Below are 12,883 nucleotides of genomic sequence, written 5' to 3'. Positions count from 1 at the left end.
CCTAGTGTCGTGAGTCGTTAATTCGGGTGCAGTAGTTGCCGATGCTGGCCAGGATTTGGTCGGCGGTCTTGGTCCAGACGTAGGGGCGGGGATTGTCGTTCCAGGTGTCGATCCAGGCTCGGATGTCGGCGTTGAGTTGACGCACTGAGGTGTGGGTGCCGCGGCGCAGTTTCTTGGTGGTCAGTTCGGCGAACCATCGTTCGACCAGGTTGAGCCAGGAGGCGCTGGTCGGGGTGAAGTGCACAACGAATCTGGGATGTGCTGTGAGCCAGCGCCGTACAGCGGGGGTCTTGTGAGTGGAGGCGTTGTCCAAGACCAGGTGTACGTCGAGGTCGGCGGGCACGTTGGTGTCGATGGTTTTCAGGAACGCCAGAAACTCCTGGGCGCGGTGGCGACCATGCAGCGCGCCGATGACCTTGCCAGTGGTTAGGTCGAGTGCGGCGTAGAGGCTGGAGGTGCCGTGGCGCACGTAGTCGTGGCTGGCGCGCGCCGGCGTGCCCGGCAGCATCGGAAACACCGGCTGGGTCCGATTCAGCGCCTGGATCTGGGTCTTTTCGTCCACACAGAGCACCAACGCCCGCTCGGGTGGCTTCAAGTACAGCCCGACCACGTCGCGGACCTTGTCCACAAACAGCGGATCCTTGGACAGTTTCCACGAATCCTGTTTGTGCGGCGCCAATCCGAACGCCCGCCAGATCCGCGACACCGCCGACTGGCTCATCCCCAACTCGGCGGCCAACGATCGGGTGGACCAATGCGTGGCACCGCTCGGAGTGGTCTCCAGGGTACGGGTGATCACCGCCTCGACCTGGTCATCGCACACCGTGCGCGGCCGACCCGGCCGCGGCTCATCCAACAGGCCCTCGAGCCGGTCGGCCACAAACCGCGACCTCCATTTTCGGGCGCTGCTGACATGAATATCGAGCTTGTCGGCGATCGCAGTGTTCCCCAGCCCATCGGCGGCAGCCAGCACAATCCGCGACCGCATGGCCAACGCATTCGCACTCTTCGACCGCCGTGACCACGTCACCAACTGGGCATGCTCATCGTCGGTCAACGTCACCACAGCAGCGAAAGGACTCGGCATCCACCAAGTCTAAAACACTACAGGTGAATTAATGACTCACGACACCAGAGGGCCAGGACGAGACCACACTGCAGCGGCAGAAGTTCTTCTGGAATGTGCTGGTCGACTATTGGTTCCGTATGGAGATCGACGGCTGGGAGAACATTCCCGAGCCGCCGGCGCTGTTGATCGGCATTCACTCGGGCGCTCCCTTCGTGTGGGACGCGTGGACCGTGGGCCTGCAATGGTGGCGCCGCTTCGGCCCGGACCGCGTGCTGCACGGAACGGCGCACGACGCGTTGATGGCGATTCCGGGCATCGGACGGTACTTCCGGTCGATGGGCGTGCTTCCGGCGGCCCCGGATGCCATCGCCACCGCACTGGCCGAAGGGCGCGACGTGGCGCTGTGGCCCGGTGGCGAGGTGGATTCGCTGCGTCCGTGGACCGAGCGTGACCGTGCCAACCTTGCCGGCCGAAAGGGCTTCGTGAAGATGGCGATTCAAGCTGGGGTGCCGATAGTGCCGATTGCGACCGTCGGCGGCGCCGATGCCATGCCGGTGCTGATACGCGGCGACGGCCTGGCGCGGTTCTTGCGGCTCGACCGACTGCTGCGGCTCAAGGTTTTCCCGTTGGCGATCTCGCTGCCGTGGGGGATCGCGCCGGCGGCTCTCCCGCAGCTGCCGTTGCCGGCCAAGATCAGGACCAGGTTCATGCCCGTCATCGAGCTGGATCACGATCCGGCCCGCGCAGCCGACGATGGCCCCGATGGCTACGTCGACCGCAAGTACCGCGAGGTCCAAGACAGCATTCAACAGGGGATGGATGCGCTGGCGCGCAAGCGCGCACTCCCGATCTTCGCGTGATCAAGTCGCGAAAGATTTTGTAGGAGAACGTTTTTCGAATGCCCCGTTATTGGGCGATCGAGTCCGGTGGCGTCCAGACGGGGCTTGGTGTCGACTCGCTGATGATCCATTGCGGTTGCGGTGGCGTCACCGCCATGTAGCCCACACCGCGGACGGTGTCCACCATCGATTCGTACTCAGTTCCAAGCTTGGCCCGAAGTCGTCGCACGTGAACATCGACGGTACGAACGCGACCGTTGGTGTCATAACCCCACACCTCATGCATCAGCCGGGTACGGCTGAACGCCCGACCGGCATGCTGCACAAGGAAAGTCAACAACTTGAACTCGGTGGGTGTCAGGTTCAGATCCTTGCCTGCCAGCGATCCGGTGTAACTGGCTGGGTGCAGCATGAGGTCACCGAATTTCAGGGTGCCCTCCAGCGCGCTGCGCCGACGCGTGATCGCCAGCCGCAACCGCGCCTGCAACTCGGCCGCTCCGGCGGCGGGCAGCATCACATCGTCGAAATGCCAGTCGACGTCCACCGCCACGAAATCGGCCGGCGCGACGACGGCCACCACCGCGACGCCCGGCGCGGTGGCCGTCAGTCGCCGGCACGCCCGGCGAGCTGCCGCGAGGTCGGTGCGCGCGTCGATGATCGCAACGTGGGAGCCGACGTAGTACCCGTCGGTGAGGTCGGTCAGAGGGGCGTTGCGGATCGACTCCGCGAATGAATTCAGGTTTGGCAGCGCCGATTCGAAGTCGTCCCCATTGGTGAGTAGTAGCACATCCAACAGAACAGCTCCCAAACCGTGTGAGTGGACATCCGAGGAGATGCCGCCAGCATTGTCGCTGGCTACCGGTTTGGCCCGGAACTATTCCAAATTTGTCTAACGCGTTCAGAATCGACGACTGGCCCGGAAATATGGCTGCCAGAAAGTTTGATGGGTCCGGCCCGTGTTCCGGGCCGGACCCATCCTTCCATCAGGCTTATTGGTTGGACTTCTGGCGCTCCTCGGCGGCCTTGGCAGCTCCGCGGGCCGCCTCAGCTTCGGCTTCCTTCTTGCCCGCGTTGCGCTGCGCTTCGCCCTTGTCCTGCTGGGCCTGGCCCTCGCGAGTGAGGTCATCGCGACCAGTCACCGCACCGACGGCCTCCTTGACCGCGCCCTTGACGCCTTCGACGGCGCCCTTTACTGCTTCAGCAGGTCCGCTCTTGTTGTCCGCCATGAATCAGTTCCTCCCCAGTGGCGTACGTGGTTTGAGCCATTCAGCTCGATGCGACGAGGCCCGGGTCCTGATTCTTAAGACCGCGTTGGGCCCGTCGCGTTGGTGCGGATTCCCGCGCCGCCCGCCGCTCAAACATCCCCCAAAACACGACCCGGCTCGCCATGTGCGCAGATGAGGCACCCCGCCCACGTCACCCAGCAGCGATGAGGCAGGATGGAGATGCCGTCCCGAGTGGTCGCCGGGATGGCACTGTCATGCGAGGAGTCTGATGGCGGAGCCTGAGCCGACGAGCGCCAACGGCGCACCGGGAAGCAAGTATTCGAGGGTGTTGCTCAAGCTCGGCGGCGAGATGTTCGGCGGCGGCCAGGTCGGGCTGGATCCCGACGTGGTGGCGCAGGTGGCCCGCCAGATCGCCGAGGTAGTCCGCGACGGCGTTCAGGTCGCGGTGGTGATCGGTGGCGGCAACTTCTTCCGCGGCGCACAGCTGCAGCAGCGCGGCATGGAGCGCACGCGTTCGGACTACATGGGCATGCTCGGCACCGTCATGAACAGTCTTGCGCTGCAGGACTTCCTCGAGAAGGAAGGCATCGCCACCAGGGTGCAGACCGCGATCACCATGGGACAGGTGGCCGAGCCCTACATCCCGCTGCGAGCGGTCCGCCACCTGGAGAAGGGCCGGGTGGTGATCTTCGGAGCCGGCATGGGGCTGCCCTACTTCTCCACCGACACGACGGCGGCCCAGCGGGCCCTGGAGATCGGCGCGGACGTGGTTCTGATGGCCAAGGCGGTCGACGGCGTGTTCACCGCGGATCCGAGGGAGAACCCGCAGGCCGAGTTGCTCACCGTGATCAGTCATCGCGAAGTGATCGACCGCGGGTTGCGGGTGGCCGATGCCACCGCGTTCAGCCTGTGCATGGACAATGGCATGCCGATCCTGGTGTTCAACCTGCTGACCAGTGGCAATATCGCCCGCGCGGTCGCCGGTGAGAAGATCGGAACGCTGGTAACGACCTGAGGGGATGATCCGCGCTTGCGACCATGCAGAGTGCACGATGAGAAGGAGCAGCGCAAATGATCCGTGCCGGCGACGATGCAGAGCGAAGCGATGAGGAGGAGCGGCACAAATGATCGACGAGGCGCTCTTCGATGCGGAAGAGAAAATGGAAAAGGCCGTCTCGGTGGCCCGTGACGATTTGTCCACGATCCGGACCGGGCGCGCGAACCCCAGCATGTTCTCCCGGATCGTCATCGACTATTACGGCACGAACACCCCGATAACCCAGCTGGCCAGCATCAATGTTCCCGAGGCGCGGCTTGTCGTGATCAAGCCGTACGAAGCCAATCAGTTGCACGCCATCGAGACGGCCATTCGCAACTCCGAGCTCGGGGTGAATCCCACCAACGATGGCACCCTGATCCGCGTGGCCGTACCGCAGCTGACCGAGGAACGTCGGCGCGAGCTGGTCAAGCAGGCCAAGCACAAGGGGGAGGAAGCCCGGGTCTCGGTGCGCAACATTCGTCGCAAAGCGATGGAGGAACTGCATCGCATCCGCAAGGACGGCGAAGCCGGCGAGGACGAGGTCGCCCGCGCCGAGAAGGACCTGGACAAGACCACCCACCAGTACGTCACTCACATCGATGAGCTCGTCAAACACAAAGAAGGCGAGCTGCTGGAGGTCTAGCGGCCGCTCAGCAACCGATTCCGTGGCAACGACCGATGCCGACGCAGGCACCCCGCCCGACGAGCCGGCTGCCAAGAAAACCTCCCGGGCGGGACGCGATCTGCCCGCCGCGATCGCGGTGGGCGTCTCGATCGGTGCCGTCCTCATCGCGACGCTGGTATTCGCTCCGCACGGATGGGTGATCCTGTGTTCGGGGGCAATTCTCGTCGCCAGCCATGAGGTGGTGCGGCGGCTGCGTGAAGCCGGATACGTCATCCCGGTCATCCCACTGCTGGTCGGTGGGCAGGTCACCGTTTGGCTGACCTGGCCATATGGTGCCCGCGGCGCGTTGGCCGGTTTCGGCGCCACGGTGGTCGTCTGCATGTTCTGGCGGCTGTTCATGCACGACCAAAGCAGGCACCACGATCCGGACGCCGGCCCGCCGCCCCCGTCGAATTACCTGCGCGACGCGTCGGCCACCATCTTCCTGACCGTGTGGGTCCCGCTGTTCGCCTCCTTCGGCGCGTTGCTCGTCTACCACCCGCAGCAAGGTGCCGGGCGGGTGTTCTGCTTGATGATCACGGTCGTCGCCTCCGACGTGGGCGGCTACGCCGTGGGGGTGCTGTTCGGCAAGCATCCGCTGGTTCCCACGATCAGCCCGAAGAAGTCGTGGGAGGGATTCGCCGGTTCGTTGGTCTGCGGGATCACCGCGGCGTTCTTGACCGCGACCTTCCTGGCTCACAGACCGCCGTGGGAGGGCGCCCTGCTGGGATTTGTGCTGGTTTTGACCTGCTCGCTGGGCGACCTGGTGGAATCCCAGGTCAAGCGCGATCTCGGCATCAAGGACATGGGCCGGCTGCTTCCCGGCCATGGTGGCCTGATGGACCGGCTCGACGGAGTCCTCCCGTCGGCGGTGGCGGCATGGACGGTGTTCACATTGCTGCCGGCCTGAGAAGGCCGATACTGGATACGTCATGGTCCAAGAGTTGATGTTCGACGCGCCGCGCGCCGCGCACCCGCCGCGGCACCTGGCCGACCTCGACGCGGCCGGCCGCGCCGCGGCCGTCGCGGAGCTGGGCTTGCCGGCATTTCGGGCCAAGCAGCTCGCGCACCAGTACTACGGCAGGTTGATCGCCGACCCCCGGCAAATGACCGACCTTCCGGCGGCCGCGCGCGACCTGATCGCCGAGACCATGTTCCCGACGCTGCTCACCGCGGCCACCGAAGTCACCTGCGATGCCGGCCAGACTCGAAAGACGCTGTGGCGCGCCGTCGACGGCACCACCTTTGAGTCGGTGCTGATGCGCTACCCGCAACGCAACACGATCTGCATCTCATCGCAGGCCGGCTGTGGCATGGCGTGTCCATTCTGCGCCACCGGCCAGGGCGGATTGCGCCGCAACCTGTCGACCGCGGAGATCCTCGAGCAGGTGCGGGCCGCCGCCGCGGCGCTGCGCGACGACTTCGGTGACCGTCTCTCGAATGTGGTTTTCATGGGCATGGGGGAGCCGCTGGCCAACTATGCCAGGGTCCTGGCCGCCGTGCGGCGTATCACCGAGCCGTCCGGTTTCGGTGTTTCGGCCCGCTCGGTCACGGTGTCGACGGTGGGTCTGGCACCGGCGATCCGCAAGCTCGCCGACGAACGGCTCGGGGTGACGTTGGCGTTGTCGCTGCATGCCCCCGACGACGAACTGCGCGACACGCTGGTTCCGGTCAACAATCGCTGGAAGATCAGCGAAGCCCTGGACGCCGCCCAGTACTACGCCGAAGTGACCGGCCGGCGGGTGTCGGTCGAGTACGCACTGATCCGCGACGTCAACGATCAACCGTGGCGGGCCGACCTACTGGGCAAACGGCTGCATGGCGCTCTCGGGCCGCTGGTGCATGTGAACCTGATCCCGCTCAACCCGACGCCGGGCAGTGCTTGGGATGCCAGCCCCAAGGCGGTCGAGCGGGAGTTCGTCCGAAGGGTTCGGTCGAAAGGGGTGTCCTGCACGGTGCGAGACACCCGCGGCCGCGAGATCAGCGCCGCCTGCGGACAGCTGGCTTCCCAAGGCGGGTGAGCAGGCGGGTGAAGACCGGCCCGATGAACCCCAGCGGCGGCTGGCACGTCTCTTACCTGTAAGACCAGCAACTTAGGGGGCATCATGATTCGCCTGTTTTCGCCGCTCAGGCTGTTTATCGCGGCCGTTTTCGCGGCCGTTTTGATCTTTGGGCTCGCCGATGCGCCGCGCTCGGCGGCGGCCGACGAGCGTCTGCAGTTCACCGGAACCACCATCAGCGGTGCTCCCTTCAATGGGGGCAGCCTGCAGGGTAAGCCGGCGGTGTTGTGGTTCTGGACGCCGTGGTGCCCGTTTTGCAATGCCGAAGCTCCCGGGTTGAGCCAGGTGGCGGCGGCCAACCCGGGCGTCACCTTCGTCGGCATCGCGGCGCACTCGGATGTCGGGGCGATGCAGAACTTCGTTTCCAAGTACAACCTGAACTTCACCAACCTCAATGACACCGACGGCTCGATCTGGGCCCGCTACAACGTGCCCTGGCAGCCGGCGTGGGTGTTCTACCGCGCCGACGGCAGCTCGACCTTCGTCAACAACCCCACCGCGGCGATGCCCCAGGCCGAGCTCGCCGGCCGGGTGGCTGTGCTGCACTAAGCTGCGCTAACCCCGTGAACCAGGGTCTTGTCGGTCTGGCCTTTGCCGCCGGACTCGTGGCGGCCCTTAACCCCTGCGGGTTCGCCATGCTGCCCGCGTACCTGCTTCTGGTGGTACGCGGGCAGCCCCATGAGGCCACGTCCGGCGAATGGACGGCAGTCGGCCGCGCGCTGGCGGCCACCGTCGGTATGGCGCTCGGCTTTATGGCGGTATTCGGATTGTTTGGGGCGCTGACTATTTCGGCTGCCTCGACGGTGCAGCGCTACCTGCCGTACGGCACGGTGGTGATCGGCGTGGTGCTGGTCGCGCTCGGGGTTTGGCTGTTGTCGGGTCGAGAGTTCACGGCGCTGACGCTACGACCGCTGGGCCCGCGATGGGCCCCGACGGCTCGACTGTGGTCGATGTTCGGCTATGGCGTGAGCTATGCGATCGCCTCGCTGTCGTGCACCATCGGACCGTTTCTGGCGGTCACCGCCGCCGGCCTGCGCAGTGGTTCGGTCCTCACGGGCGTGTCGATCTACCTCGCCTACGTGGCCGGCCTGACCCTGGTCGTCGGCGTCCTTGCCCTCGCGGCCGCGACCGCGAGCTCAGCGGCGGTCGAACGGTTACGCCGAATCGTGCCGTTCGTGAACCGGATCAGTGGCGCGTTGCTCGTGCTGGCCGGGCTGTATGTCGCCTACTACGGCGTCTACGAGCTGCGGCTGTTCAGTGCGACCCGGGCGAGCCCGCCGGACGCGCTGATCACCGCGGCCGGCCGCCTGCAGGGTGCCGTGGCCGGCTGGGTCCACCAGCACGGCGCATGGCCCTGGGCGGTGGCGTTGGTGGTGGTGATGGTCGGCGCACTCGCGACCGCCTGGTACCAACGTGTGCGGCGCTGAACCCGGCCGGACCCCGAGAACTGGTTCACTAGATCGCGCTCCTTCGACGTCGAAGTCGTCTGAATTCCCGGGGCGGCCACTACCGGCGCTGCGCACCGAGGTAGTCAGATCTTGAGGTAACCCTTGTCGGCCGGAATCTGCGCCGCGGTCACCAGTGATGATGCGTCGCCGGCCAGCCACAAGACTACGTCGGAGACCGAATTGGGGTCGGTGAGCGAGTCGGAGGGCAGTGCCCCGGGTGTGTAGCTGAAGGCGTAGGTGGGGTGTTCGGACAGGATCTGGAATATCGATGTGTCATTGCCCATGGGGGTGTCGGTGCCGTAGGGGTGGACGGTATTGACGCGGATTCCGAATTCGCCGACTTCGACCGCAAGCGCGTTGGTGAGGCCCACTACCCCGAATTTGCTTGCGCAGTAGTGTCCTAACGCGGGGACCGCCTTGATGCCTGCGGCCGAGCTGATGATGATGATGGATCCGCCGTTGCCGGCTGCGATCATCGCCGGTACCGCTGCTTTCATTGTGTTCCATACCCCGGTGAGGTTGGTGTCGATGGTCTGCTGCCATTGGTTGGCCGAGAGTTCCCAGACCCGTTCGTAATTCATGATTGCTGCGTTGGCTACAACGATGTCGAGCCGTCCGAATTGTTCGATCGCGTCGTCGATGACCTTCTGCTGCCCGGCGAGGTCGCGAACATCGGTGTGGTGCGCGAGGATCTTTCGCCCTTCGTTCTCCACGAGCCGTATCGTTTCGGCGAGGTCTTCGGGTGTCGACGGCGGATAGGTGTTGTGCTCGTCGATCGCTCCGCACGCGTCGATGGCGACGATGTCGGCGCCCGCGCGCGCCAATCGCACGCAGTGTGAACGGCCCTGGCCGCGTGCGGCGCCGGTGACGTAGGCGACCTTTCCGGACAGGGAGTTATCGGTGGTCGTCACAGTAGCTGCTCCTTTTCGTCCGCCACTGCATCTGCGGTGGCGTTGCTGAATTGGTAGTCCGACAGGGGTGAGCTTCGGGCGAAACGTCGCGCGGCCGCGATGGTTTGGGAACCTTGAAGTCGGCGAATTCACCTTCGGCGCGTGCATCGGCCACTGGGAACGTCGAAGTCGACTCAGTCACGGGAAAGATCAAGGTCGCCAACGCATCTGGATCGTTCGCCGTGCGCACCGCGCAAGGCAACGCTTCGGTTGCAACAGCTTCGGGCGACGTGACGATCGGGGACCTCGACGGCGATCTGACGTTCAAGGCCGCCAGCGGCTCGCTGACTATCGACCGGCTGCGCGGCTGTATCAAGGCGCGTACGGCGTCCGGATCGGTGGATGTCGCGGCGGCCGTTGGCGGCGTCTCGGCTCACACCAGTAGCGGTGAGGTCCCGGTCGGGGTCGCCGAAGGTACCGCCGTCCGGCTGGACATCATCACCGGATCCGGCGTGGTCAGCAATAAGTTGCAACCGTCGGACGGCCCCCAGCAAGGCGACGAAACCCTCGTTCTAGAGGTGCGCAGCGGCTCGGGGGACGTGAACATCCATCGGGCGAACCCGGCGCACGAAACCGTGAGCGGGTAGCGGCTACCTGATCCAGCCGCGCCTGCGGCCCCACAGGTCCCGGACGAGGAAGAAGAGCACCGACGCGGCAAACCCGAGCAGGAACCAGTCCTCGACATGGCCCACGTGATTGCCACGCAGCATCGCCAGCAGGAACACGAAGCTGATCAGCCCGACGACATGCCAGGTGCGGTGGTTGATTCTGCTCCAGCCCCACGCTGCTGACGGCACCTCAGCGGTGTCGACGCCGGTGAAGTGCTCCACCTCAGTACTGGCCACGGCGATTACCTCCGGATCGGATTGGAGATGCTCCGACATTCTGGCACATACTCCGCTCGAGGTTTGTGCCACCAATCCGATCCGAAGTGCAACTCCGCAAAATGCTTTGCCGGTGGCCTTTAACGCCTACATGGGCGGCATCAGCACGGTGTCGATCATGTAGACCGTCGCGTTGGCAGTCTGCACGCCACCGCACACGACCGAAGCATTGTTCACCCGCAAGTTATTGCCCGAACCGGTCACCGTGAGCGGGCCGCCTTGAACCGTGTTGTGCGTGCCGGCGACTTGGGCCGGGCTGAGCTGCCCGGGGACAACGTGGTACGTGAGGATCTTGTTCAGCAGCGGGCCATCGGTTTTCAGCGAGTCGAGGGTCGCCGGGTCGAGCTTGCTGAATGCCTGATCTGTGGGAGCGAAGACGGTGAACTGACCGTTGTCGAGGGTGTCAACGAGGTTTACCTGCGGGTTGAGCTTGCCCGACAGCGCGGAGGTCAGCGTGGTCAGCATCGGATTGTTCGACGCTGCCACCGCAACCGGTTCGCCCGCCATCCCTGCTACCGACCCCGGCCCGGTGGGCACCTGCTGTGCGTAGGCCGTGCATCCCTGGCCTACCAGATTGGTCGCGGGGCTGGCCACCGCCGTCGGGGCTGCTGCCACCGCAAGACCTACGGCGGCGGCTGCCGCGAAACTGGTTGCCGTAATTGCTTTTTTGGGCGCCTTGCTGTGCAACTTCATGGCGTTGGGCTCCTTGGTGTTTATCTGGCGACGGGTTTACCCGCCGGCTTTTCTCTGACATGAATGATTCGGAGCCGCAAGGTTCTTGGACTGGTCTCAGCAAATTCGAATCAGCCGTAGGTGAAGGAATACACCTGAAGCCCTTGGCTGGGGCGCACCTCGAGCGTCCCCGCTGCTAACCGGTCGCCGGCAACGATTTGGTGAGACGTCGGCGGCCCGCTGACCGGCAGTGTCGTCGACTTTCCGTCCCGCGTTACCGTGACGGTTCCGGTGCCGCCGACAACGATGTAGACGTTCTTGGCGTGATAGTTGAGTTTGATGCAGGAATCGCCGCTGCCGGGCGTCGCGCCCTGGTAGTCCAAGGACCACGGGCCACTCAGCGCAAAGGTATCGGCGGACTGTGCCGGCGGGTAGTTGAACGTCGCCGAACCCTGGTCGTATACCCCCGCGCCGGCGAAGTTGACCATCTTGCCCACGCCGAAGTAGGTCTCGGGCGTGAGACCTGGGGCGGGTGTGTTGTCTGCCCCGTCCACCGGAGGTGGTAGCTTGGCGCCTCTATTGACGTCGACCAGCAACTGCCTTATAAGGTTTTCCGTGGCGTTATAGTCGCCTTCGCCGAACTTGATATGGCGCACGGTGCCGTTGGCGTCAGTTAGATATTCAGCGGGCCAATACCGGTTGCGGTAATTCGTCCAGGTCGAGTAGTGGTTGTCCAGCGCGACGGGATAACTGATACCCAGATCGGCAGCGCCGGCCGCCACGTTGGTTGGGACTTGTTCAAACGCGTACTCCGGGGTGTGGACACCGATAACCGCGAAGCCGCTGTCCTTGTAGGCCTGGTACCAGCCGACGACGTGCGGGATGGCACGTTGGCAGTTGATGCAGGAATATGCCCAAAAGTCGACCAGTACGACCCGGCCCCGCAACGAGCGCAGGTCGATCGGTTGGTCGCCAGGGGTGTTCAGCCAGCCGGTGATCCCCTTGATGTCGGGTACGGGACCGCAGTCTTCGAGTTTTGGAGCCCCGTTGGTGCAGTTCGACAGCGCAGCGTTCTGGTCGTTGATGATGCCACCAAGATTCAGCTTTTCCCGAACCGTGTCATCGCCGCCGACCCTCTTCTGCAATGCGCTCGTGTAGTCGGGAATGGCCCGCTGCAGCACCGCTGGCAGGTTGAAAACCAGCGCTACCGCCAGCAGGATTGTCACGAGCCCCGCCGCGATTCGGATCTCGCGCTGACGACGGCGGAACGCGCTCACCCGTTTTGCCACCTTGCGGCCGGCTAGCGCGAAGAACAACAGCGGCAGGGCAGCGCCGACCGCGAATGCGCCCGTGAGTACGACGGTGTTGACGCCGATAGTCGAAGTGGCGCCGGCCACGACGATCGCGGCGAGTACAGGACCCGCGCAGGGAACGTAGAGGACGCCCAACGTAAGGCCAAGGCCGAATCCGTTGCCGTCAGTATTGAAGTGTTTTTGTGGGATGCGGGAAAACGGCCGCTCCAACAACTGCTCGAACCTGGGAAAGATAAGCCCGAGGCCGATCGCGACGAGCGCCACCAGCGCCACCCAGCGAATCGCGTCCTGCCGTAGGTGCAGCAGCGAAAGCAGAGCTGTCCCCGCGAGGGTGACCACGCTGAAGCTCAGTACCAGGCCTGCGATCACCCGGTAGGGGCCCGTTCTTTCAGACAGCGGGTGTTTCGGCGTGTTGGGGACGTCTAAGACGGCAACGGGGCCGAGGGAATCCCTTGGCGTCGGCTCCGTCATCGCGCCGGAAGCTCTTGGAGCGTCGGCCGCACTGCGCGCGCCAGAGAAGAAGATCACCGGCAGTACCGGCAGGATGCACGGGGATATCCCGGTGATCAGGCCGCCGACGAAGCCGACGCGTGCGAGCGTGAGCATATTCTTTATTCGCAGCCGAAGGCTCTGTGGATCGGTGAACGGTCAGCGAAAACCCTTGCGCAGATACAGTTTCAAAGTTTCTGGAAGCAGGAAAGGGCGGCCCGGCAGAGCCG

At 64.7% G+C, this 12,883-nt stretch carries 14 protein-coding genes and 1 pseudogene; 8 read left to right on the top strand and 7 right to left on the bottom strand.

From position 1 onward, the window contains the following. Window position 1: 1 nt before the first annotated feature. On the bottom strand, window positions 2-1,087 hold the full coding sequence (locus ACLP9N_RS16435) for an IS630 family transposase (RefSeq protein WP_442408418.1): 1,086 nt from the start codon (window positions 1,085-1,087) through the stop codon (window positions 2-4). A 50-nt stretch (window positions 1,088-1,137) separates the two neighbouring features. Between ACLP9N_RS16435 and ACLP9N_RS16430 the strand changes: the two are divergent. After that, window positions 1,138-1,929 (top strand): annotated as a pseudogene (locus ACLP9N_RS16430) (lysophospholipid acyltransferase family protein); the annotation flags it as partial. Window positions 1,930-1,975: 46 nt separating this feature from the next. Here ACLP9N_RS16430 and ACLP9N_RS16425 read toward each other — a convergent pair. Both ACLP9N_RS16425 and mbp1 read right to left on the bottom strand, forming a co-directional pair. Then, on the bottom strand, window positions 1,976-2,701 hold the full coding sequence (locus tag ACLP9N_RS16425) for a winged helix-turn-helix domain-containing protein (RefSeq protein ID WP_442408417.1): 726 nt from the start codon (window positions 2,699-2,701) through the stop codon (window positions 1,976-1,978). A gap of 196 nt (window positions 2,702-2,897) precedes the next feature. Further along, window positions 2,898-3,134 carry a microaggregate-binding protein 1 gene (mbp1, locus tag ACLP9N_RS16420; protein ID WP_442408416.1) on the bottom strand — a complete coding sequence of 79 codons (237 nt, stop codon included), beginning with the start codon at window positions 3,132-3,134 and terminating at the stop codon, window positions 2,898-2,900. A gap of 268 nt (window positions 3,135-3,402) precedes the next feature. On the opposite strand from mbp1, the gene pyrH reads away from it, so the two are divergent. The 6 genes from pyrH to ACLP9N_RS16390 all read left to right on the top strand — a co-directional run bounded on the left by pyrH (window position 3,403) and on the right by ACLP9N_RS16390 (window position 8,324). Next, window positions 3,403-4,149: a UMP kinase gene (pyrH, locus tag ACLP9N_RS16415; protein WP_442408415.1), complete on the top strand. Its 747-nt coding sequence runs from the start codon at window positions 3,403-3,405 to the stop codon at window positions 4,147-4,149. Between the two features lie 109 nt (window positions 4,150-4,258). Beyond that, entirely contained in the window at window positions 4,259-4,816 is a 558-nt protein-coding gene (frr, locus tag ACLP9N_RS16410) for a ribosome recycling factor (protein ID WP_442408414.1), read from the top strand. Window positions 4,817-4,838: 22 nt separating this feature from the next. Next, window positions 4,839-5,747 carry a phosphatidate cytidylyltransferase gene (locus ACLP9N_RS16405; RefSeq protein WP_442408413.1) on the top strand — a complete coding sequence of 303 codons (909 nt, stop codon included), beginning with the start codon at window positions 4,839-4,841 and terminating at the stop codon, window positions 5,745-5,747. Between the two features lie 22 nt (window positions 5,748-5,769). Beyond that, on the top strand, window positions 5,770-6,858 hold the full coding sequence (rlmN, locus tag ACLP9N_RS16400; protein ID WP_442408412.1) for a 23S rRNA (adenine(2503)-C(2))-methyltransferase RlmN: 1,089 nt from the start codon (window positions 5,770-5,772) through the stop codon (window positions 6,856-6,858). A gap of 81 nt (window positions 6,859-6,939) precedes the next feature. Then, window positions 6,940-7,446, top strand: coding sequence for a protein disulfide oxidoreductase (locus ACLP9N_RS16395; protein WP_442408419.1), 507 nt, complete (start codon window positions 6,940-6,942; stop codon window positions 7,444-7,446). Between the two features lie 14 nt (window positions 7,447-7,460). Further along, window positions 7,461-8,324, top strand: coding sequence for a cytochrome c biogenesis CcdA family protein (locus ACLP9N_RS16390; protein WP_442408411.1), 864 nt, complete (start codon window positions 7,461-7,463; stop codon window positions 8,322-8,324). Between the two features lie 104 nt (window positions 8,325-8,428). Here the strand turns inward: ACLP9N_RS16390 and ACLP9N_RS16385 are convergent, their stop codons facing one another. Further along, window positions 8,429-9,256, bottom strand: a complete 828-nt coding sequence (locus ACLP9N_RS16385) for a mycofactocin-coupled SDR family oxidoreductase (protein ID WP_442408410.1) — start codon at window positions 9,254-9,256, stop codon at window positions 8,429-8,431. Between the two features lie 113 nt (window positions 9,257-9,369). On the opposite strand from ACLP9N_RS16385, the gene ACLP9N_RS16380 reads away from it, so the two are divergent. After that, the gene (locus tag ACLP9N_RS16380; protein ID WP_442408409.1) at window positions 9,370-9,882 is read left to right on the top strand and encodes a DUF4097 family beta strand repeat-containing protein; all 513 of its coding nucleotides are present in this window, start codon (window positions 9,370-9,372) and stop codon (window positions 9,880-9,882) included. A gap of 3 nt (window positions 9,883-9,885) precedes the next feature. On the opposite strand, the gene ACLP9N_RS16375 is transcribed toward ACLP9N_RS16380, so the two are convergent. From ACLP9N_RS16375 to ACLP9N_RS16365, 3 genes are all read right to left on the bottom strand, one after another. Further along, window positions 9,886-10,140: a DUF2631 domain-containing protein gene (locus ACLP9N_RS16375; RefSeq protein ID WP_442408408.1), complete on the bottom strand. Its 255-nt coding sequence runs from the start codon at window positions 10,138-10,140 to the stop codon at window positions 9,886-9,888. A gap of 126 nt (window positions 10,141-10,266) precedes the next feature. After that, entirely contained in the window at window positions 10,267-10,872 is a 606-nt protein-coding gene (locus tag ACLP9N_RS16370; protein ID WP_442408407.1) for a fasciclin domain-containing protein, read from the bottom strand. A gap of 110 nt (window positions 10,873-10,982) precedes the next feature. Beyond that, window positions 10,983-12,770: a cytochrome c biogenesis protein DipZ gene (locus tag ACLP9N_RS16365; protein ID WP_442408406.1), complete on the bottom strand. Its 1,788-nt coding sequence runs from the start codon at window positions 12,768-12,770 to the stop codon at window positions 10,983-10,985. Window positions 12,771-12,883: the final 113 nt, after the last annotated feature.

It is taken from the genome of Mycobacterium sp. (assembly GCF_052144515.1).
Lineage (GTDB): Bacteria > Actinomycetota > Actinomycetes > Mycobacteriales > Mycobacteriaceae > Mycobacterium.
Note: the sequence above shows the minus strand (reverse complement) of the source record. Positions and strands in the feature narration are given on the sequence as shown.